General features: G+C 43.9%; 22 protein-coding genes. 2 read left to right on the forward strand and 20 right to left on the reverse strand.

Annotation, left to right across the window (positions count from 1 at the left end):
• Positions 1–253 precede the first annotated feature (253 nt).
• Complete coding sequence (locus RZO55_RS06140) at positions 254–2,161, forward strand: OPT family oligopeptide transporter (protein WP_318063408.1); 1,908 nt, start codon at positions 254–256, stop codon at positions 2,159–2,161.
• Positions 2,158–2,514 (forward strand): PqqD family protein, encoded by a 357-nt coding sequence (locus tag RZO55_RS06145; RefSeq protein ID WP_318063409.1) that lies wholly within the window; start codon positions 2,158–2,160, stop codon positions 2,512–2,514. The genes RZO55_RS06140 and RZO55_RS06145 overlap by 4 nt, the downstream gene beginning before the upstream one ends.
• Positions 2,515–2,591: 77 nt before the next feature.
• On the opposite strand, the gene spoIVB is transcribed toward RZO55_RS06145, so the two are convergent.
• The 20 genes from spoIVB to spoIIIAA all read right to left on the reverse strand — a co-directional run bounded on the left by spoIVB (position 2,592) and on the right by spoIIIAA (position 20,161).
• Positions 2,592–3,866: a SpoIVB peptidase gene (gene spoIVB / locus RZO55_RS06150; RefSeq protein WP_318063410.1), complete on the reverse strand. Its 1,275-nt coding sequence runs from the start codon at positions 3,864–3,866 to the stop codon at positions 2,592–2,594.
• Positions 3,867–3,994: 128 nt separating this feature from the next.
• Positions 3,995–5,662: a DNA repair protein RecN gene (gene recN, locus RZO55_RS06155; protein ID WP_318063411.1), complete on the reverse strand. Its 1,668-nt coding sequence runs from the start codon at positions 5,660–5,662 to the stop codon at positions 3,995–3,997.
• Between the two features lie 12 nt (positions 5,663–5,674).
• The gene (gene argR, locus RZO55_RS06160) at positions 5,675–6,124 is read right to left on the reverse strand and encodes an arginine repressor (protein ID WP_318063412.1); all 450 of its coding nucleotides are present in this window, start codon (positions 6,122–6,124) and stop codon (positions 5,675–5,677) included.
• Positions 6,125–6,136: 12 nt separating this feature from the next.
• A complete protein-coding gene (locus RZO55_RS06165; protein ID WP_318063413.1) occupies positions 6,137–6,994 on the reverse strand; it encodes an NAD(+)/NADH kinase in 858 nt (285 codons plus the stop codon).
• An 11-nt stretch (positions 6,995–7,005) separates the two neighbouring features.
• Positions 7,006–7,821, reverse strand: a complete 816-nt coding sequence (locus RZO55_RS06170) for a TlyA family RNA methyltransferase (protein WP_318063414.1) — start codon at positions 7,819–7,821, stop codon at positions 7,006–7,008.
• Position 7,822: 1 nt separating this feature from the next.
• Entirely contained in the window at positions 7,823–9,724 is a 1,902-nt protein-coding gene (gene dxs, locus RZO55_RS06175) for a 1-deoxy-D-xylulose-5-phosphate synthase (RefSeq protein ID WP_318063415.1), read from the reverse strand.
• Positions 9,725–9,739: 15 nt separating this feature from the next.
• Complete coding sequence (locus tag RZO55_RS06180; protein WP_318063455.1) at positions 9,740–10,627, reverse strand: polyprenyl synthetase family protein; 888 nt, start codon at positions 10,625–10,627, stop codon at positions 9,740–9,742.
• A complete protein-coding gene (gene xseB / locus RZO55_RS06185; protein ID WP_318063416.1) occupies positions 10,614–10,829 on the reverse strand; it encodes an exodeoxyribonuclease VII small subunit in 216 nt (71 codons plus the stop codon). The genes RZO55_RS06180 and xseB overlap by 14 nt, the downstream gene beginning before the upstream one ends.
• 14 nt (positions 10,830–10,843) lie before the next feature.
• On the reverse strand, positions 10,844–12,130 hold the full coding sequence (gene xseA / locus RZO55_RS06190) for an exodeoxyribonuclease VII large subunit (RefSeq protein ID WP_318063417.1): 1,287 nt from the start codon (positions 12,128–12,130) through the stop codon (positions 10,844–10,846).
• Positions 12,131–12,132: 2 nt separating this feature from the next.
• Entirely contained in the window at positions 12,133–12,576 is a 444-nt protein-coding gene (nusB, locus tag RZO55_RS06195) for a transcription antitermination factor NusB (protein WP_318063418.1), read from the reverse strand.
• A gap of 104 nt (positions 12,577–12,680) precedes the next feature.
• The gene (locus RZO55_RS06200) at positions 12,681–14,108 is read right to left on the reverse strand and encodes a sensor domain-containing diguanylate cyclase (protein ID WP_318063419.1); all 1,428 of its coding nucleotides are present in this window, start codon (positions 14,106–14,108) and stop codon (positions 12,681–12,683) included.
• Positions 14,109–14,260: 152 nt separating this feature from the next.
• Positions 14,261–14,647, reverse strand: coding sequence for an Asp23/Gls24 family envelope stress response protein (locus RZO55_RS06205; RefSeq protein ID WP_318063420.1), 387 nt, complete (start codon positions 14,645–14,647; stop codon positions 14,261–14,263).
• Between the two features lie 75 nt (positions 14,648–14,722).
• A complete protein-coding gene (locus RZO55_RS06210; protein ID WP_318063421.1) occupies positions 14,723–15,550 on the reverse strand; it encodes a SpoIIIAH-like family protein in 828 nt (275 codons plus the stop codon).
• Positions 15,551–15,565: 15 nt separating this feature from the next.
• Complete coding sequence (locus RZO55_RS06215; protein ID WP_336624267.1) at positions 15,566–16,159, reverse strand: SpoIIIAG-related protein; 594 nt, start codon at positions 16,157–16,159, stop codon at positions 15,566–15,568.
• Positions 16,152–16,829 carry a stage III sporulation protein AF gene (locus RZO55_RS06220; RefSeq protein ID WP_318063423.1) on the reverse strand — a complete coding sequence of 226 codons (678 nt, stop codon included), beginning with the start codon at positions 16,827–16,829 and terminating at the stop codon, positions 16,152–16,154. Before RZO55_RS06220 ends, RZO55_RS06215 begins: the two co-directional genes overlap by 8 nt.
• Before the next feature lie 5 nt (positions 16,830–16,834).
• Positions 16,835–18,010, reverse strand: coding sequence for a stage III sporulation protein AE (locus tag RZO55_RS06225; RefSeq protein WP_318063424.1), 1,176 nt, complete (start codon positions 18,008–18,010; stop codon positions 16,835–16,837).
• Positions 18,011–18,024: 14 nt separating this feature from the next.
• Entirely contained in the window at positions 18,025–18,411 is a 387-nt protein-coding gene (locus RZO55_RS06230; RefSeq protein ID WP_318063425.1) for a SpoIIIAC/SpoIIIAD family protein, read from the reverse strand.
• 8 nt (positions 18,412–18,419) lie between these two features.
• Positions 18,420–18,614, reverse strand: coding sequence for a stage III sporulation protein AC (gene spoIIIAC, locus RZO55_RS06235; protein WP_097003046.1), 195 nt, complete (start codon positions 18,612–18,614; stop codon positions 18,420–18,422).
• Positions 18,615–18,624: 10 nt separating this feature from the next.
• Entirely contained in the window at positions 18,625–19,155 is a 531-nt protein-coding gene (locus RZO55_RS06240) for a stage III sporulation protein AB (protein WP_318063426.1), read from the reverse strand.
• Positions 19,148–20,161, reverse strand: a complete 1,014-nt coding sequence (gene spoIIIAA, locus RZO55_RS06245; RefSeq protein ID WP_336624268.1) for a stage III sporulation protein AA — start codon at positions 20,159–20,161, stop codon at positions 19,148–19,150. The genes RZO55_RS06240 and spoIIIAA overlap by 8 nt, the downstream gene beginning before the upstream one ends.
• Positions 20,162–20,266 lie beyond the last annotated feature (105 nt).

A 20,266-nucleotide genomic window follows, 5' to 3' on the forward strand; every position in this document is an offset into this window, starting at 1 on the left:
AAATTGAAACTACTTGTCGTCAAAAAAAACAATAAACACGTCGTAACTAACTCTTATACTACCACATTACAAATAGGTTGAAAAGCCTTTCACAATGATTCTGCCTATTTTTAATACGTTCTTTTTAGCCGTTTTATAAATAAAATAAATGGTATACTTATTTTTATTATAAAAAAACCACAATATCTCTTGCTCCTTTTAAAATAAATGATTATAATTGTTACTGAATAAAAAAAATCAGGGGGAAATACATATGAAAGAACAAAACGATTTTAAGCCGTATGTACCGGCTGAAAAAATCACTCCGGAATTTACAGTAACCTCTATTGCTCTGGGCATCATATTGGCCGTGGTCTTTGGTGCCGCCAATGCCTATCTGGGTCTCCGGGTTGGTATGACCATCTCTGCTTCTATCCCTGCCGCCGTCATCTCCATGGGTGTGATCCGGGTAATTATGAAGAAGAACTCGATTCTGGAAAGCAACCTCGTTCAAACCGTTGGTTCTGCAGGCGAATCCCTGGCTGCAGGAGCTATCTTCACGCTTCCTGCTCTTTTTTTATGGGCTGCTGAAGGAAAAATGGAAACACCTGGTATTCTTGAAATCACACTTATCGCTCTGATCGGCGGTATCTTGGGTATCCTTTTCATGGTACCTCTCAGAAACGCGCTGATTGTAAAAGAACACGGAGTTCTTCCTTATCCTGAAGGTACTGCCTGCGCAGAAGTTCTCCTTGCAGGGGAAGAGGGCGGAGCCAATGCCTCTACGGTGTTTGCCGGAATGGGGTTTGCCGCGGTCTTTAAATTCATCATCGATGGACTGAAACTGGTTCCAGGAGAAGTGTCCTTCCGCGTAAAAGGCTATGCGGGTGAACTGGGAACACAGATCTATCCGGCAGTTATGAGTGTTGGTTATATCTGCGGTCCGAGAATCTCCTCTTACATGTTTGCCGGAGGTGTTATCAGCTGGCTGGTGTTCATCCCTGCAATCGTCCTATTCGGAGCAGATCTAACCCTTTATCCCGGTACTGTTTCCATTGGTGAGATGTTCGCAGGCGGCGGAGCTGGCGCCATCTGGGGAACTTACATCCGTTATATTGGTGCCGGTGCCCTGGCTGCCGGAGGTATCATAAGCCTGGTAAAATCCCTGCCGTTAATTATCCGTACCTTCGCAGATGCCATGAAAGGACTCGGCCAGAGCGGTGCAGGCACTGGCCTTCGTACACAGCAGGACTTAAACTTTAAGATAATCCTGGGCGGCGTGGGACTTCTTACTATCCTCGTCTGGCTCATCCCCACCATTCCGGTAAGCCTGATTGGTGCTATTATCGTAGTTATTTTCGGTTTCTTCTTTGCTACCGTGTCTTCTAGAATGGTTGGACTGGTTGGAAGCAGCAATAACCCGGTTTCCGGTATGGCGATTGCAACGCTTCTTATCGCTACTATCGTATTAAAAGCTACCGGTGACGGCGGAGTTCATGGAATGAAGGGTGCAATTGCCATCGGATCCATTATCTGTATCGTGGCTGCCATAGCAGGTGATACGTCACAGGATTTAAAAACCGGCTATCTGCTAGGAGCAACTCCGAAAAAACAGCAGATCGGTGAATTGATCGGAGTTGTCGCTGCAGCATTTGCAATCGGTGGAGTCTTATATCTGTTAAACGCAGCATGGGGCTTTGGATCTGAACAGCTGGGTGCACCACAGGCCATGCTGATGAAGATGATTATTGAAGGTGTTATGGATAATAATCTTCCGTGGGCATTAGTATTTATGGGAGTTTTCTTAGCCGTTGCAGTGGAAATCCTGGGAATTCCGGTTCTCCCCTTTGCAATTGGTGTTTATCTTCCTGTCCAGTTAAATGCATGCATTATGGTGGGTGGTCTGGTACGCCTTTACTTTGACAGAATGAAAAGAGACAAAAAGGAAAAAGAACAGCTGATCAGCGACGGAATGCTTTACTGTTCCGGAATGATTGCCGGAGAAGGTCTGGTAGGTATTCTGCTTGCACTTTTAGCAGTATTCGGTCTGGACAAGGCCCTGGATTTATCCGCAAAGCTGAGTCTTCCTTCCCCTGTCCTGGATTTTAGCAGTCTTGTTCTGTTTGGCCTGATCATCATAAGTCTTCTTAAATTTACGATTTGGAAGAAAGCAAAAAAATGAGTCATTTAAACAAAGAAAGCGGAAATTATCTGGATAAGATTCCGGTACGTGCAGAGCAGATTCACTGGTCTGTAGAGGAAAACGGTCTGGTGACACTGGATGTAGAAAATAAAGGATTCTTTCACGGAATTGCGCAGAAATTTTTTCACAAACCGAAAATCAGCCATATTCATCTGGATCCAATGGGAAGCTTTATCTGGTGCCTGATTGACGGAAAACGAGATATATTCAGTCTCTCCGCTTCTGTTAAGGAACGGTTTGGAGAGGAAGCCTCTCCTTTATATGAACGCCTTTCCAAGTACTTCCAGGTACTGCACAGCTATGGTTTTATCCTATTTAAGAATGACGTATAATTAAATTCATAGAAAAGAAAAGGACGGCACCGTAAGGTTACTTACGATTCTGTCCTTTTCTTTTCCGGCATTCTCTCTCAATGATTAACCATGTTTTCGATAAAGATACCATAGCCTCTTGTAGAATCCTGAATAAATACATGGGTAACGGCTCCTATCAGCTTTCCATCCTGAATAATAGGACTTCCCGACATACCCTGAACTATTCCCCCTGTTAATGCCAGAAGATCGGGGTCTGTAACTTTAATTACCATACCCTTGCTTTTGTGAATTGTGGAGTAATCAACCCGTTGGATCTCAATTTCATAATCACGTACTTTTCCGGAAGCATCACTTCTAATATACGCTTTTCCCTTCTTTACATCCTGTCTGTAACCGATTGGAAGCGCATCCTGGGATATGCTTTGTTTAAATCGTTCATTAACCGTACCGAAGATTCCCTCTTCTGTATTGGCCTTAATCGTTCCTAAGTTGGATCCCGGACCGTAATAGATAATTCCGCTCATCACACCGGGTTTTCCAAATGTGCCCTTTTCAATACCCAAAATTGCAGTTTCATACAAAGATCCTTCCGTGATCTGAACAACATTTCCCGTATCACTGTCACTGATTCCATGTCCCAGCGCTCCGAACTGTCCATTCATATCCACATAAGTCATCGTTCCGATTCCCTGGGTATCGTCACGAACCCAGACACCCAGCTTATAAGATCCATCCTCCGTTTCTATAGGATTCATCTTAATATCAATGTCCTCATCGCCTCTTCTTACTTTCAGGACAGCTTCAGAACCACCTGATTTGTTCAGTTCATTCATCAGTGTTTCCTTGTCACTTAAAGGAATCCCATTGATTGCTTCCAGATAATCCCCGGATTGTAAAACGCCAAAAGCTGGTTCTACAACCATTCCATCTTTTTTTGTTACATCACCAGTACCAATTACCATGACTCCGTTTGATTTAAGATAAATTCCCACCGGAGTTCCGCAAGGTATGGCATATTTGGTATCTACTACATTTACCTGAATATCTTTTAACTGTATCCAGCCAAACAGCTTTAAACCCAGCTTATAGCTTCCCAGATTCTTAGAATAGAGGGAAAACGGCTGATTCACCTGTAAGTGGATTTGATCCGAAGGAATATTGGAACCGTTTCCCAGAACCACTTCCTCACTGTCGGAATGCAGCGTCACATCAAAAGGCATGGAGAAATGAAACTGTTCTTCTTCTGCTGCAACGATGTTCAATTTGTCCGGAATGACCCGTTTCATATAAAACCACGTAAATCCGATACAAAAGATCAGGCTGATCCAGAACGCCCTTACAATTAGCTTATGAATTTTCTTTTTTGCCATCTCACATACCTCCTTAGAAGAATAAAGGAGACAATTTTTTGACTCCTTTCATAGTATGTGAGAAATCGTTAAAAACACTCTGTCATATTTTAGTTGAATTCATTTAATTCTGGTGCTGTAACCAATGATCAATTTTTTAACTTCTTTTTTGCAGCAAGACGCTTCATCTCTCTGGCGTTTTCTTTCACAGCATCTGTGATCTCTGCTCCGCCAAGCAGTCTTGCAAGTTCTTCCACCATTTCCTCCTCTTGTAATGCCCGGATACAAGTGGTTGTTTTTCCAGAATCTGCCGATTTTTTAATTTCATAATGGGAATCTGCCATCGCTGCAATCTGAGGCAGATGAGTTATACAAATTACCTGATGACTTCCTGCAATATAAGAAAGCTTTTCTGAAACCTTCTGCGCCGTTCTGCCGCTGATACCAGTATCAATTTCATCAAAAATCAAGGTTGGTATCTCATCGGAATCAGCAAGAACGGTTTTTACCGCCAGCATAATTCTTGACATCTCACCGCCGGAAGCTACGGATTTTAAGGGTTTTAAGGCCTCTCCAGGATTAGCGGAAATCATAAATTCTGCTTCATCAAACCCATTTGCCGTATAATGATTCAGTCTTTCAAACTCCATATCAAAATTTACATCAATAAAATTCAAATCATGTAAGCCTTCTTTTATTTTCGCGGTCAGTTCCTTCGCTGTTTCTTTCCTCATATAGGATAATTGTCCGCATAAACCTTCCAGTTTATCCTCGGTTTTAAGGATCTCTTTTTCGGTCTGCTGTTTTAAAAGATCATAATCTTCCAGTTCACCTAGTCTTTTTTTCTTTTCTTCCAGATTTTTGAAAATCAGATCTACACCTTTTCCATATTTTGCCTCTAGATTATGGATTAGATCCAGACGGGACTCTATGGTCTGGTAATCCTCCTCATCAAATGATAATTCCTTCATATAAGAAGAAATTTCATGATTAATATCGCTTAAGATAGAATCCACATCAAAAAGCTGGTCTCTGATAGAAAACAGCCGTTCATCATAAACTGCCGCCGCTTCCACCTCTTTTAATGCCCGCCCTGTCACATCGGAATTCACCGCATCATAAGCCAGAGAAAGGCTTTCCATAATCTTTTTTCCATGTAGAAACAGACGGTATTTAGAAGAAAGTGTTTCCTCTTCTCCGTCTTTTAAACCGGCATTCTCGATCTCTTCTATCTCATAACGGATAAAGTCCATCTCCCGGAGTCTGGTATCCTCATCAAGCTGAAACGACGCCAGCCGGTCCTTCAACCGGACATATTCCCGGTAAGTCTCTGCAATATTCATTTTTAGCTTATGGGACTTTTTATCCTGGTAACGATCCAGGATCTCAAGATGTGCTGATTTGTAAAGTAAAGACTGATGTTCATGCTGTCCATGAATATCGATCAGAAAGCCGGTGATTTCCCGCAATTTCCCTGAAGTTACCGTTTCGTCGTTAATTTTGCTTAAGCTCTTTGATGGCATGATCTTCTTTGAAATAATGACGATACCATCCTGATCGGGATACACATCCATTTCTTTTAACATTTGAATCTTTTTAGGATCACTGACTGTAAAAATCAGCTCTATGTAGGCATATTCCGCACCGTTTCTGATCATATCCTTTGGAACCTTGCCTCCCAGGGCAATGGTTACTGAGCCAATAATAATGGATTTTCCGGCACCTGTCTCACCTGTTAATACATTCAGTCCCTCTTTAAATTCCACATCGGCTTTTTCAATTAATGCTAAGTTCTTTACGTGTAATTCTGAAAGCATGGCTTGCCTCCTTTATCCCGTAACGAGTTTTTTTAGTTTATCCATCATCAATATGGTATCATCAACAGTCCTGATGGCGCACATAATGGTATCGTCTCCTGCGATGCATCCTACGATTTCGCTGAAATGAAGGGCATCCAGTGCTGCGGCAACTGCCATGGCCATTCCGGATACTGTTTTAATCACAAGTATATTCTGTGCCATATCCATAGATAAATACCCATCTCTTAAGATCCGGATGTATTTATCACTGAACGATCCCTGGTTCTGAAGCACCATATAGCGCTGCTTGCCGGATTCTGACTGCACCTTTGTCAGCTTCAGCTCCCGGATATCTCTGGATACGGTTGCCTGTGTTACTGCAAATCCAGCCTGATTCAGGTAATCTGCCAGCTCCTCCTGTGTTTCGATCTCATATTTTCCGATCAATTCTACAATCTTACTGTGTCTCTCCAGTTTCATCGTGTCACCTCCTTAGATACCTGCCATTTTGTTCCGAAGATTATCCAAAAATGATAAGTTTTTTAATTTTACTAATATTGTTTTAATTTCTGCCCGTTTTAATTCCATTCTATCCCCCGGTAAGAGCTGCACCGCTGAATCCCCATCAAACACCGCCGCCTGGCTTATGTCTTCCGGTCCCATAATTTCAATGCTGATCCTGTCTTCGGCTGACAGCACAATGCTCCTGGCATTTAAGGCATGGGAACAGATGGGTGTGAGCACCAGCATCTGGGAATCGGGTGCTATAATCGGACCCCCTGCAGATAAATTGTAGGCAGTAGAACCTGTGGGCGTTGCGGCAATGAGTCCGTCCGCTCTGTACTCTGTTAAGAATTCCCCGTTTACAAATACCTGAAACTGAAGCATCTTCAGATACTCACCTCTTGTTATGACGATTTCATTCAGGGCGATATCCCGGTAAATCTCTTTTCCTTCCCGGAATGCATTCCCGCTTAACATCATGCGCTCTTCCAGCTTATAGTCATCGTTATAAAGGGCTAAAAGGGCTGATTCCATGTCTTCGGTCCTGGATACCTGGGTTAAATATCCCAAAGTTCCCCTGTTGATCCCCAGAATGGGCAGATTGCGTCCGGACAAATCTCTCGCCGCCTGTATTAGTGTTCCGTCACCCCCAAGAGTAATCACACATTCCGTGGATTCCGGCACCATGGCTGAATCGGTATAATGCTTCTCTGACTGCCATTCAACCTTTTTTCCACCGCCAATCAGACAGACTGCTCCCCTGGCAGTAAGAAATTCACGTACTTGCTCTGCAGTCTCCCTGGCTCCCTTTTTATCCGGATTCATGATTACATAAAAATATTTCATACTAAGACTCCTTATTTGCCTTCGCTTAAGTCTTTGTGTGCCTCTTCCACCACTTTTTCAGGATCTATGCTGGTATCCGGAAAGCGTTCCCCTTCCGGGTGATTCTTTAGATGGAGCAGATATTCAATATTCCCTTCCGGTCCCTTGATGGGAGAGAACTCCAGATGAAGGACTTCAAACCCAATACTGATTCCGTAGTCGATCACGGACCGGATCACTTCCAGATGCACGGACTTTTCCCTTACTACACCTTTTTTCCCGACCTTTTCACGGCCAGCTTCAAACTGCGGCTTAATCAGGCAGACAATTTCCCCGTCTTGGGTGATAAGATTCTTTACTGGCAAAAGCACCTTGGTCAGAGAAATAAACGATACATCAATGGAGGAAAATCCGATGCGGTCCCGGATATCCTCAGACGTTACATAACGGATATTAGTCTTTTCCATGCAAACTACCCGGTCATCGTTACGAAGCTTCCATGCAAGCTGCCCGTGACCAACATCCACCGCATATACCTTCACCGCACCGTTTTGAAGCATGCAGTCCGTAAATCCACCGGTAGAGGATCCTACATCCATGCAGATCTTTCCTTCCAGTGTGACATCGAAGTGAGTCATGGCTTTTTCCAGCTTCAGCCCGCCCCTGCTTACATATCTTAATGTACTGCCTCTCACTTCGATCAGCGCAGCCTCATTAAACATGGAACCTGCCTTGTCCTCTTTATCCCCGTCCACGTATACAATTCCGGACATGATAATGGCTTTCGCCTTTTCCCTGGACTGCGCATGTCCATGTTTTACTAATAGCACATCCAATCGTTCTTTCATTTTACTTCATCTTATCCTTCCATTCCCTGTTCTGGCGTTCCACATCCAGATAATCCTTCTTCATGCGCCAGATTATGGAGTCACTGTCAATTCCCAGTCCCTTTCGCAGCAGAGAAACGTTTCCATGCTCCACATACGCATCCGGCAGCGCAATGTTTAACACCTTTACGGCTGGGTAGTGTTCGTGAATATACCCGTTAATCAGACTGCCGTACCCGCCCTGGAGCACGTTCTCTTCCATAGTCACAATCAGCCAGTGGTCTGCTGCCAGACGATCGATCAGCTTTTTATCGAAGGGCTTGATAAAACGTCCGTTTGCAAGGGTGCAGTTCCAGCCTTCCGCTTTCAGCTTCTGCCTTACATGCTCACCTGTGCTTACCATACTCCCTACTGCCAGAAGTGCGATATCCGTTTCCTCATAGATAATCTCACCTTTTCCATATTCAATGGGTGCTTTAAAATCTCCCAGCCCCTGATAGGCTTCTCCTCTTGGATAGCGCACTGCGATGGGACTGTTAAGAGAAAAAGCAAATTCCAGCCCTTTTTCCAGCTCCCAGCCATTCTTTGGCGCAAAAATGCTCATGTTGGGAATGGCACTTAAAAAGGAAAGATCAAAGATTCCCTGATGAGTCTCACCGTCGCTTCCTACCAGTCCCGCCCTGTCAACTGCAAATACCACCGGAAGGTTCTGAATGCATACATCATGAAGCAGCTGGTCAAACCCTCTCTGCAAAAAAGAGGAATAAACAGCCACTACCGGCTTTAAGCCGCCTGCTGCCATTCCTGCCGCTGAAGTCACCGCATGCTCTTCTGCAATACCAACATCGAAAAAGCGGTCCGGATACAGACTGGAGAACCGTTTTAAACCGGTTCCATCCGGCATCGCAGCAGTAACCGCCACAATTTTCTTATCCTCTTTTGCCAGACTGCAGATGGTCTTTGAAAATACATCTGTATAGTTTAAATTTTTCTTTTCTTTCTTCGGTTTGCCAGTAAGAATATCAAAGGGCTCTACTCCATGAAATTTAGATGGATATTTTTCTGCAGGAGCATATCCCTTCCCCTTTTTGGTAATTACGTGAACCAGTACCGTATGATCCAGATTCTTCGCTTCTTTTAAGGTTCTTGTTAAAGCCTTGACATCATGACCGTCAACCGGTCCTAAATAGGTGATTCCCATATTTTCAAACAGCATGCCTGGAATCAAAAGCTGCTTGATTCCGTTCTTCGTCCTGCTGATCTTATCAATGAGCTGCTCACCGATAACCGGAATCCTGGACAGCGTATTGGTAACGTGCTTTTTTAAATCCAGATAACCGTTCCCTGTCCGTATACTGTTCAAATAGGAGGACATACCTCCTACATTCTCGGATATGGACATATTGTTATCATTCAGGATGATGACAAAGTTTTTCTTCATCTGAGCCGCATTATTTAACGCCTCATATGCCATCCCTCCTGTAAGGGAACCGTCTCCGATCACTGAAACAACAAAATGCTCTTTCCCCAGTACGTCTCTTGCCTGGGCAAGTCCCAGGCCAGCAGAAATTGAAGTAGAACTGTGTCCTGTATCAAAGGCATCACAGGGGCTTTCCTTACGCTTTGGGAAACCGCTCATGCCGCCGTACTGGCGCAGTTCATCAAAATCCATTCTTCTTCCGCTTAAAATCTTATGGGTATAGGACTGATGTCCTACATCCCAGACGATCTTGTCCATGGGCAGATCAAAAGCCAGATAAATGGCCATGGTAAGTTCGACCACTCCCAGATTAGAGGCAAGGTGACCGCCTGTAGTACTTATTTTTTCTATTAAAAAATCACGGATTTCCTGACTTAAAAGCGTCAGCTCCTGTGGGGAGAATTTCTTAATATCGTCAGGTCCGTTAATCAATTCCAGTATCATAGTTTTTCAGATCCTTTATTTTTCCCGGTAGATCAGCATCCGGATCAGTTCTTCCAGAAAGCTGTTCTCTCCCGGCAGCTTTTGAAGGCAGGCAACTGCTTCCTCAGAAATTCTCTCCACAGCCTTCTTCGCCTGTTCCATTCCCTCCAATGTTACATAGGTGGTCTTGTGATTTTTCTCATCACTGAATACCGGTTTTCCTAAAACCTGGGCATTGCTGGTCACATCTAATATGTCATCCTGTATCTGAAACGCCAGCCCGATTTTGGATGCCATCTCTTCCACAGCCTTTAAATCGTCTTCTCCGGCTCCGGCAAGCAGTGCGCCAATCATCATGGAAGCTTCTAAAAGCGCACCTGTTTTTAATCGGTAGATGAAATCCAGTTTATCACATGGAATCGGCTTTCCAGCCAGCTCCACGTCAACTGTCTGGCCGCCTATCATACCAAATATTCCTGTTTTCTGCGCCAGAATTCCCATAGCCCCGGCCACCCGGTCCGGCCTGTCCGAACACTGAAGTGCTTTTGCTGCTGTCTCCATGGAATAGATTAAAAGACCGTCACCAGCAAGCACTGCCATATCATATCCAAATTTTACCCATGCAGTGGGAAGTCCTCTGCGTAGGGTGTCATTATCCATACAGGGTAAATCGTCATGGATCAGGGAAGAGGTATGGATCATCTCTATGGCTGCCATAAAGGGTTCAATCTCTTTTCCTGTTCCTCCAAAAAGGCGGTACATCTCCTGCATCAGCATGGGACGCAGTCTTTTTCCTCCTGCCCGCATACTATAGTCCATCGCCTCAAGAACGGTACTCTGGTGCCCTTCTACAGCTGGAAGAAAGCGTTCCACAATCTTCCAGACAGCTTTCGTGCATATGGACAGCTCATCATGAAAGTTCATGTTCTTCACCGTTTTCCTCCAGCACAATTATCTTTTTTTCAACTTTATCTATTTTATCATTGCAGGACTTGACAAGCTTCATGCCTGTCTCATAATACTCAAAGGATTCCTCTAAAGAGCTTTCACCGCTTTCCAGCTTTTTAACCAGCTCCTCTAAATCCTTTAATGTCTCTTCAATGGTTTTTTCCTTTTTTACTGCCATAAGCCTGTTTCTCCTTATTTATCTGCCTCTGACACTTCCTTTGGTTCCACTGCTGTCACTTCGGCTTCTATCATTCCGTCCTTCAGTGTGAGATGAAGAAGATCTCCGGTCTCTGCCTGCATAACAGAATCGATCCTGCGGTTTTTAAGATCCGTAATAAAAGCATATCCGCCGCCTATTTTCGTAAGTGGTGAACAGGCATGAAGGCGTCCTGCCAGCAATTCCATCCTGTGCCTGTCTCTTAACCTCTGCTTTTCCATAAGCCGGCTCATGATAAGAGCTGATTCGTCCAGGTGCCTTCTCTCTGATTCGATCCGGCGAAGAATCATGCTGTTTAACTTCTCCTCCAGATCATGAAGGCGCTGACGCCGCTCACGAATTGCACGCCTGGGATCAAAATACTTTAACTTTAAACCATACTGGTCAGCATAAAAGCGGCAGCGTTCAAGCTTCCGTTCCAACATGGTTTTTAACGTATACCGGGTGCTGTCCGTCTGTTCTTTAAACTGTTTATAATCGAATACTGCAAGTTCTGCTGCCGCTGAAGGGGTAGGTGCCCGCATGTCTGCGACATAATCTGCTATGGTCACGTCAGTTTCATGACCAACTGCTGAAATTACAGGTACCGAGCAATTAAAAATCGCTCTGGCAACCACTTCTTCATTAAATGCCCACAGATCCTCGATAGATCCGCCGCCTCTTCCCACAATGAGAACATCAAGTCCCATCTGGTCCAGAGCCTCAATTCCCTTTACAATGCTTTCTGCAGCACCTTTTCCCTGTACCAGCGCCGGGTAAAGATAGAGCTGCACAAAAGGGTTACGCCTGGCAGATATATTCATAATATCCCGGATTGCTGCGCCTGTGGGGGCAGTTACTACTCCCACACGCCCTGCATATCTGGGGATTTCTTTTTTATATTCCGGGGAAAACATCCCCATTTCCTCCAGTTCATTACGAAGCTTCAGAAAACGTTCAAATAAATCTCCCATTCCCTCTTTCGTAATCTCCTGGGCGTAAAGCTGATATCTTCCATCCCGCTCATAGACTTCAACGCTTCCCTTTGCGACAATCTGCTGTCCCTCTTCCAAATGAAAGGAAAGACCTTTCCTGGATCCGGCAAACATCACTGCCGAAATAGAAGAGGCTTTATCTTTTAAGGTAAAATATATATGACCGGAAGTATGATATTTGCAGTTGGACACTTCCCCTTTGATGGAAATCCGGTTCAGTGCAAAATCCTGGGCAAACATATTTTTAATATAAGCATTGATCTGAGTTACGGAATAAACACCTGCCATACTTACACCAGCTTTGCCAGAACTCCGTTAATAAATGCCGGAGCTTCATTGCCGCCGTATTTCTTAGCCAGTTCCACTGCCTCGTTGATGGCAACCTTTTCAGGCACATCCTGATCAAATAATATCTCATAAAGTGCCAGACGAAGAATAGTAAGCTCTGCTCTTCCCATACGCCTTGTCTTCCAGCCTTCTGCCACTTCATTAATTTTTTCATCCAGTTCCGGAATTTTATCCATGACTGCCTCTGTCTTTTCTTTTAGATAAGCAGAATTCTCTTCACTCATATCCACGTCATGGACAATCTCTTCTATACCTTCCGTATTGAAATCATCCTCTTTTGGTTCCTCAAAATATTGATTAAGCTGCCAAAGCTTCTCCTCTGCAGGGTGAAAATCAGCGCAGAAAAGCATCTTGAAGCAGTGTTCACGCATTTTACTTCTGGTCATTTACCATGGTCCTCCTATTGGTGATTTTGCTGGACGTTTGGAATTATTATACCTTAACAGGGTTTTTTATACAATAGAAACTTTTGTGCACCAGTATAGGCGCTTTAATTATAAACAGCAAACTGATTCTTCCCTTTTCCTTTCGCCTGGTACAATGCCTGATCCGCCCGTTTTAAAATCGCATCGTATTCGGTTTCTTCCTCTTCAATCAAAGTGATTCCAATGCTGGCATGGACTTTTCCTGATAACCGGAAGGCATTGATGATACGCTGTGCAATGGCTTCCGGCTGTTTCCTGCCTCTCATTCCATACAGCCAGATGCAGAATTCGTCTCCCCCGAAGCGGACGATTACATCCTCTTGTCTTGTGCAGGAATTTAAAATCTGACCTGCCTGAACAAGGACTAAATCCCCTTTATGATGACCAAAGGTATCGTTTATTTTCTTAAAATCATCGATGTCAAGGAACATACATGCATAGAAGCGGTTTTTTCCCCCGGCTTTCAGTCCATGCTCCACAAGTTTTTTTGCGGTTTCTCGTGTGTAAACTCCAGTAAGATAATCCTTCTGGAGACGTTTTTCTTCTTTTTTCCTTATACGAAGAATCCCCAGGACCAGTAATCCCCCACATAATAAAAGGAAGGTCGATCCTGCAATGAATTTTGCAGAAAGTTCCTTAATCTGATGAAAGGTATTCTCATATCCTTCTGTCTCAACAAAGGTAGCCATAAACCAGTCATTGATTCCCATAGGCTGATAGTAAAGAAGGCGTCTGTAATCATTCTCATAATAAGTAATATAACCGGACTGACGGCTGTTAATTCCGTTTTCCATGTCCGCAAGAGTCTGTCCCGGTCCAAATTTTCTGGTCTCAAGCATTCCAAAAAGAGAAATCTGATTCTCACATGCATCACATGTGATCAGAATCTCTCCGTCTTTCTGAAATATCATATTGGCTCCGTAACGGCTTAACTGCGTATCGCTTAAATATTCTTTCAGTTTATCGGCAGACACTTCCAGGCATGCCGCGCCCCTCACTGTGCCGTCCCTGATTATGGGTACAGAAAGAACGATACTGTCACGGCCGTTAAAGCTTCCTTTCAACAGACCGGATACATTCTTTTCACCGTCCAGCGCTTTTTTTAAATAGTCACGGGTAGAAATATCCTGAGTTTCATAGTTTCCAAAATAAAGAGTTCCCGATGCATCAGCAACGCCAAACCTGGAATCTTCTTTTTCGTATTCCTGCACCTGCTCCCACCACTGCTCTTTTCCTGTTCCATCCGGCAGATCGCAATAATTCGCAAACAATTCCAGCCATTCGAATTTGGTCTGCATCATGGTTTCAATATAATTCAGTGCTTTATCATTCTCCTGCTTTAAATCTCTGTGCGTCTGCAGAAACAGACTTCGTTCCACTTCATGAAAATAATAGAAATTTAAAACGCAGATACCGATAATCACTGTCATTACAAGACTTACCAGGATCAGCAAATTCGTCGGATAGCTCCCCCCGTTTCTACGATTTATCATATAAAAAAACACCTGTCCTTAAGAATCTCTCGATTCACAATATGGTCCATTATAAATCCTGTCCTGATTCATTACAAGGATAATTTTATTTTTCAACAATAAAACAGCGGGACCGGACTTCTGTCCGGTTCTCCCCGCTGTAAACATAAACTTTATTTGTTTTCTTCCATTGCTACTCCGGCAATGCGGATATTCACATCAAGAACAGAAAGACCAGTCATATTCTCTATGGCATTCTGCACTTTTTCCTGAACTTTTTCACTGACAGAAGGTATACTGTAACCATATTTGATGTTTAAGGACAAATCTACGGAAACGTGATCCTCCGTCAGTTCCACCTTAACACCTTTGGATAAATTTTTCATGCCCAGCTTCGCCACCAGTTCGTTGGTGATGTTGCCTGCCATGGAATCTACTCCGTCCACTTCTGTCGCAGCAAGACCTGCGATGATCGCCACAACATCATCCGCGATCTGTACTTCACCGATTTTATCTTTTTCATATACTTTATGAGTATTTCTGTTTTCCAATTCAGCCACTTCGATTCCCTCCTTATCGTATTTCTGGGTTCTGGAATCATTATAGCAAAATTGTCAGCTGTTTGCAAAGGCTTTTTACTCCTCTAATTTCATCAGAGTAATGACAATGCTCTCTGCTCCAACCTCTGTTTTTCTCTTCACGATATCTTCAATCTGGGCACGCTGGGGATCTGTAATGCTGGCTGCATTGACGACTACATCCACTTTTCCGTTTGAAATGCTGACTACCGGATCAGCAAACCCTTTCGCGAGAAGAAGCGTTTCTGCTGCATTCTCTTTTTCTGCGATTGCTGTCATGTCAATCATTTCCTGAATCGCCTGCTGTTTTGCAGCCTCTTCAATATTCGGATTATTGATTAAATTCATCAGTGTTTCTTTGTTTCTGGCTCTTACCTGTTCTCTGTTTAACTGCACGTTTGATATGTAATCTGCTACGTTCATGCCACTGGTTAAAACAGCCTCTCCAGGATTGTCAAGACCTGTATCTGCTGCCTGGGTTTCCCCTTCTGCAAGACTGGCTGCTGCTGTCTCATTCTCTGCAGCTACCTGTGTGCTGTCGGCTGTTTCATTCTCTGCGCTGCCTGCAGATTCTGCTGCTGCCAATTTGTCAATATCTTCGGGATCCTGATCCAGACTGGCGATATCCTTACTGGAATCGCTGCCATTTAATGCCTGGTTCTCTGCCAGAATGTCTTCTTCGGAAATATCAGTCATACCAGCTTCATAAGCATCGGTTCCGGAGGCCGCTTCCTGCTTTCCGGCATAATTTAAATATCCGGCGGCAGCAATCATGACTGCCAGAGTTGTAATGATAATCTGGTTTCTTCGAAACAGTTTCTTCATATCCATTTTCTTTGGGGTTTTCGGGACTTTGGGTTCATTGCTTGTTTTCCAACTTTTCATACCTGACACTCCTTTTTATTCCACCCTCTTTAATACTTTTATTTTATGTGGGGGCAGGTTAAATAATGCTTCCATGGCACTGGAAATTTCAGCTTTTACCGTAGGACTGCCTCCGCCCTGGGCACTGATGATAATTCCTTCTATTTCCGGACGTATTTCTTTCTCCACTATGGGAGCCGTATTTTCTCCCTGACCGGTAAGAATGGTACTCTCTTTTAATTCCGCACTTGTAATCTTTCTGGTTCCTCCGGATGTATCATTTTCTTCCGTAGAGGAACTGGAATTGTCTTTATCCACTCTTAATACCTTTTCCTCAGAAGATTTTAATACTATCATCACTTCCACCTGACCGACACCGTCCACAGTTTTCAGAATTTTCTTCACCCTTGCTTCCAGCTCTTGTTCATAGGTCCGCTGTTCGGAAACGGAAACGGCAGCATCTCCGTCTGCAGGCTGTGTTACAATGCCCTGCTGTAAAGTGGTCTGCTGCTTATTTTCTTTTTGCGCAGTCTTTTCCACTTTCTTTGCAATTCCCGGACCCGACGGAAATGTAAGGATCAGGATTATCATTCCAACCGCCAGCAGGATCAGCCATTTATCCTTACCCATCTTCCATTTGAATTTCAATATCCTGTTCCTCCAAACCATAATATTCCGCAATCCTCCTTCTAAGACCAGAAAGACTGGAATTTTCTTTCTGCTCTTCATTTTTTCCATCTTTTGGCGTTTTTTCGGTGCTTTGATTCGATTCTTTTACCGTTATTTTAATATTTTTTACATCCTCAACTTTCTTAACCGGATCCAGATTGCTGCCAACAGAAGCCGCCTCCTCTGCCTCCATTTCTTCCTTACCAGAGGTGAGCACTAAGGAAACATTTACCACATGGCCAAAACGGTCACTGGACTGATCACTGTTGATTTTTGCGCTGGTCTCTATGCAGGAGAACCCCGCTGTTTCAGCCATTGTCTCCAGATCTGTTCCCACTGCATTCTCGTAACCGGAAATCATGCGCTTCAGCCTTGTTTCCTCCATCTTAGAAACTTTTCCTGTCAATTCACCAGCCTCCTTTTTCAGACTGATGGCTTCAAACGAATAGGCCAGTTTATCATCCAGTCTTAATCCTCCTGTAACAGGCTTTAATACAAGAAGAATGAGCACCATTCCCGCAAAGAATTTGATATATTTTTCATATTTTTTATTTGGCAGCAGATTTTCTGCCACAGTGATAAAAATCAGATAATACGTAATGTTTCTGATCCATTGATATAATTGTTCCATGCCGCTCACCCTGTATAATAAGTAACATTAGTTGAGGCACACACAAGTGCTATGGTAACGATAAATAATATCATTCCTGATACAGCAACGGACAGCAGCATTTTGTGTCCCTTTGCCATATCAGAGATACAGGAAATAATCCGTTTGTCGCATACCGGCTGCAAAAGGGCTGCCACACATTGATAAAACAACATTAATATAACAAGCTTTAAGATGGGAACAATGGTAAGAACCAGAAGAATCAGGATACCGGCTGCTCCGATGGTATTCTTAATCAGCACGCCGGACCCCAGCACCATCTGGGCTACCGAGCTGATGCCCTGTCCAATACCTGGAATCGCACCCACCAGCTTTTGAAGAGCCCCTGTCTTTAAGGAATCTACATAAGGAAGTACCATGGACTGGATCAACTGAAAGCCCAGTACCACTCCGATCAGGGTTTTTAAGCTCCAGGAAACTATCTGTTCCAGCAGCTCCGTCAGCTTGGAAAGCATGTCTTCCTTTGCGATATGACCTGCCATGACCAAAAGAGCATACACCCGGATCAGCGCCAGCAGTACAGACCCTAAGAGCCACTGTGCCGCAGATAAAGTAAACAGGGTAAACTCATAGGAAGCCACTGCCGTTGCACTGCTTCCCGCAAATGCTGCCGCCAGAAAATACGCAGGCATCAGCACTTTCATAAATCCCAGTATCTGCCCCACTACATTGCTGACTATGGTAATACTGGTAAAGAAACTGGCCGCCAGATACGTAAACAATAATAAATAGGTAACAAAAAATCCGGTTTCTGAAATCTGGCTGCCGGTGAATACGCTGGAAAAGTTAGAAAAAACCGCCCCAATGATACCAAGTACAAGAATCTGCCCCATCATATGCCCGCTGGTTTCAATCTCACCCATAAGCATTTCTTTTAATGCACTTCCAGTCTGGCTTAAAACTTCATTCAGCTTTCCATCCATGAGACTTTTCATCAAATCCTGAAAGGAGAGATTCAGCCCCTGATTTCCATTTCTCTGATCCAGAAACTTTTGAATATCACTTAAATCATACTGGTCCAGATCAAGTCCCTGGGTAACCTCTGTTTCCTGGTCTTTCGCCGGAGGCTCTGCCCCCCAGGTAAGGCTGCCGGGAAAAAGAAAACACAGAATACACAGAAGTAACAGAAACCTCCTTTTCATGTTCCTTCCTCCTGTCATGATAAAAATACCTGCAGTGTCTCAATCAGTGCCAGAAGAATTGGCATACTGACTGCCAGTACAGAGAGCTTTCCGAATATTTCAATCTGGGTCCCTACTGCGCCGTAGCCAGAATCTTTACAGATTCCGGAGGCGAACTCCGCTATATAGGTAATGCCGATCATCTTTACCAGAGTGGCCAGATAGACGCTGTTGATTTTTATGTAGGACTGGATTTCTTTCATGGTGTCAAGAATTGTGGTAAGCTTTCCAACCCCATAAAAAAAGATAAAAAGCCCGGCCGCAAGGACCAGAAAGGTTCCATATTCCCCCTTTATTCCTTTTAAGGAAACTGCCAGTAATACTGACACGATCCCCACAACAGCTATGGATACAACCGTCATATTCTCACCTACAATGCAAATAAATTTTTTATTGATTCAAACAACTGATAGATATAAGGTACCAGCCAGAACAGCACAAGAATAAGCCCTGCCAGGCTTGTTAAGAATGCCTGCTCTTCCCGCCCGCTGTGCTTTAATACCTGACAGATGACGGAGACCAGGATTCCCACTGCTGCAATTTTAAATATCAAACTGACTCCCATGCTATCCTCCTTAATACATGACTATGGTCAGGAATAGACCGCCCATAATACCAAGGCTCGTATATAACCGGCTTTTTTCCTGCTTATGATTTCTTAAATATCCGATTGTCAGATCCAGCTGTTCCAGATAAAGGAGGATTGTCCTTTCCTGCATTCCGGTATCTAAATATCCCAGATGCTCTCCCAGCCCCTTTAAATTCTGCTTATCCTCAGCAGAAAGGCATACTGCTTTGGGAAGCACGTCAATCTCCTCCTGCCAGATTCCGTAAAAGCTTTCACCTCTCTGCCCCATTAACCGTTCTGAAACCTTTAAAAACAAGTCCCCCATCTGCCCCCCTGCCTTCCTGCCTGTCCGCTCAAAAGCTTCAGCCAGGGGAGAATTGGCATAGACGATTTCTCCTTTTAAAAGAAAAACCATTTTTCTTAAATGCTCCACTGTTTTTAAATGCTCATTCCACTGAGCTGCCATATAAAAACCAAGACCGGAGCAGGATATGATTACAAGGGCTGCCCCTGTCAGTCTCAACCATGTATTACCCATATGCCCTGCTCTCCTGCTTATCCGGCCGGTATCCGGTCTGATATATATTCGCCTTATACAACTGGGTTCCCCTGGAATCAAAGATCTGGTCGATGTTTCCAATTCTGCCTAAGTTATTTAACACGATATACCGTTCAAAAATCCTCTCTTCCAAAAGTGTTCTGAGCACCGGCTTCTGCTTTAAATCCTCTATGGAGCTGCCATGTACTGTTGCTATCAGCTTACATCCGCAGTTCATCACATACTCTATGGCATCTAAATCTTCTCTGCTCCCCACTTCATCCACTGCAATTACTCTGGGAGACATGGTGCGGATTAACATCATCATTCCCTTTGCCTTCGGACAGCAGTCTAAAATATCGGTGCGGATTCCCAGATCATTTTGCGGCGCCCCCTGATAGCAGGCTCCTATCTCAGACCGTTCATCCACCACTCCCACATTCATGCCTTCAAATTCTCCGGAGCCATCTGATATCTGCCGGATTAAATCTCTAAGCAGTGTGGTCTTTCCGCATCTGGGCGGGGAGATAATAAGTGTATGGCATACTTCCCTGTGATTTTTATAAACGAAAGGCAGTATGGGTGAGGCACAGCCTTTCACCTGATGAGACAGGCGGATATTCATAAAAGATATGTACTTCATGGTTTTTATACCGGACTCATCAAGGATTGTTTTACCTGCAATTCCGATCCTGTGTCCCCCCTGTACCGTAAGGAAGCCCTGCTTTAGTTCCTCTTCAAACGCATACAAAGAGTAATTGCTCATGTATTCCATGGTTTCCTTCAATTCGTTTCTGGAAATTATATATGCATCTTCCAGTCTCTTACTGATCTCTCCTGATCTGGTTAAATAAGATTCTTCGTTTTTGTATACCATTATAAGAGGGGCAGCCACGCGGAGCCTTATTTCCTGGACTTCGTCAAAGCTTAAGACCACCTTATTTAAGATTTCTCTTATGTTTTTGGAAAACAGATTGATCAGCTCGTCTTTTCTCTCCACTCTCATCCCTCCTCTTACCTCAATATATGAAAAGTGGGACAAATTATGCCTTAAAAAAAGTCCGTTGTCTGCGGCAATGTTCTTGCGCAGACAACGGACCTCTTAAATAAA

Origin of the sequence: Clostridium boliviensis (genome assembly GCF_033342255.1) — a bacterium.
GTDB lineage: Bacteria > Bacillota > Clostridia > Lachnospirales > Lachnospiraceae > Lacrimispora > Lacrimispora boliviensis.

Excerpts from the sequence above, each read along its gene's own strand:
- RZO55_RS06225 (WP_318063424.1), bottom strand. The coding sequence starts at position 18,010 with ATGAAAAGGAGGTTTCTGTTACTTCTGTGTATTCTGTGTTTTCTTTTT.
- xseB (WP_318063416.1), bottom strand. The coding sequence starts at position 10,829 with ATGGCAGTAAAAAAGGAAAAAACCATTGAAGAGACATTAAAGGATTTA.
- RZO55_RS06200 (WP_318063419.1), bottom strand. The coding sequence starts at position 14,108 with ATGATAAATCGTAGAAACGGGGGGAGCTATCCGACGAATTTGCTGATC.
- RZO55_RS06145 (WP_318063409.1), top strand. The coding sequence starts at position 2,158 with ATGAGTCATTTAAACAAAGAAAGCGGAAATTATCTGGATAAGATTCCG.
- RZO55_RS06230 (WP_318063425.1), bottom strand. The coding sequence starts at position 18,411 with ATGACGGTTGTATCCATAGCTGTTGTGGGGATCGTGTCAGTATTACTG.
- recN (WP_318063411.1), bottom strand. The coding sequence starts at position 5,662 with ATGCTTTCAGAATTACACGTAAAGAACTTAGCATTAATTGAAAAAGCC.
- xseA (WP_318063417.1), bottom strand. The coding sequence starts at position 12,130 with ATGGCAGGTGTTTATTCCGTAACTCAGATCAATGCTTATATTAAAAAT.
- nusB (WP_318063418.1), bottom strand. The coding sequence starts at position 12,576 with ATGACCAGAAGTAAAATGCGTGAACACTGCTTCAAGATGCTTTTCTGC.
- spoIVB (WP_318063410.1), bottom strand. The coding sequence starts at position 3,866 with ATGGCAAAAAAGAAAATTCATAAGCTAATTGTAAGGGCGTTCTGGATC.
- dxs (WP_318063415.1), bottom strand. The coding sequence starts at position 9,724 with ATGATACTGGAATTGATTAACGGACCTGACGATATTAAGAAATTCTCC.
- RZO55_RS06210 (WP_318063421.1), bottom strand. The coding sequence starts at position 15,550 with ATGAAAAGTTGGAAAACAAGCAATGAACCCAAAGTCCCGAAAACCCCA.
- argR (WP_318063412.1), bottom strand. The coding sequence starts at position 6,124 with ATGAAACTGGAGAGACACAGTAAGATTGTAGAATTGATCGGAAAATAT.
- spoIIIAA (WP_336624268.1), bottom strand. The coding sequence starts at position 20,161 with ATGAGAGTGGAGAGAAAAGACGAGCTGATCAATCTGTTTTCCAAAAAC.
- RZO55_RS06165 (WP_318063413.1), bottom strand. The coding sequence starts at position 6,994 with ATGAAATATTTTTATGTAATCATGAATCCGGATAAAAAGGGAGCCAGG.
- RZO55_RS06240 (WP_318063426.1), bottom strand. The coding sequence starts at position 19,155 with ATGGGTAATACATGGTTGAGACTGACAGGGGCAGCCCTTGTAATCATA.
- RZO55_RS06170 (WP_318063414.1), bottom strand. The coding sequence starts at position 7,821 with ATGAAAGAACGATTGGATGTGCTATTAGTAAAACATGGACATGCGCAG.
- RZO55_RS06220 (WP_318063423.1), bottom strand. The coding sequence starts at position 16,829 with ATGGAACAATTATATCAATGGATCAGAAACATTACGTATTATCTGATT.
- spoIIIAC (WP_097003046.1), bottom strand. The coding sequence starts at position 18,614 with ATGGGAGTCAGTTTGATATTTAAAATTGCAGCAGTGGGAATCCTGGTC.
- RZO55_RS06140 (WP_318063408.1), top strand. The coding sequence starts at position 254 with ATGAAAGAACAAAACGATTTTAAGCCGTATGTACCGGCTGAAAAAATC.
- RZO55_RS06180 (WP_318063455.1), bottom strand. The coding sequence starts at position 10,627 with ATGAACTTTCATGATGAGCTGTCCATATGCACGAAAGCTGTCTGGAAG.
- RZO55_RS06215 (WP_336624267.1), bottom strand. The coding sequence starts at position 16,159 with ATGGGTAAGGATAAATGGCTGATCCTGCTGGCGGTTGGAATGATAATC.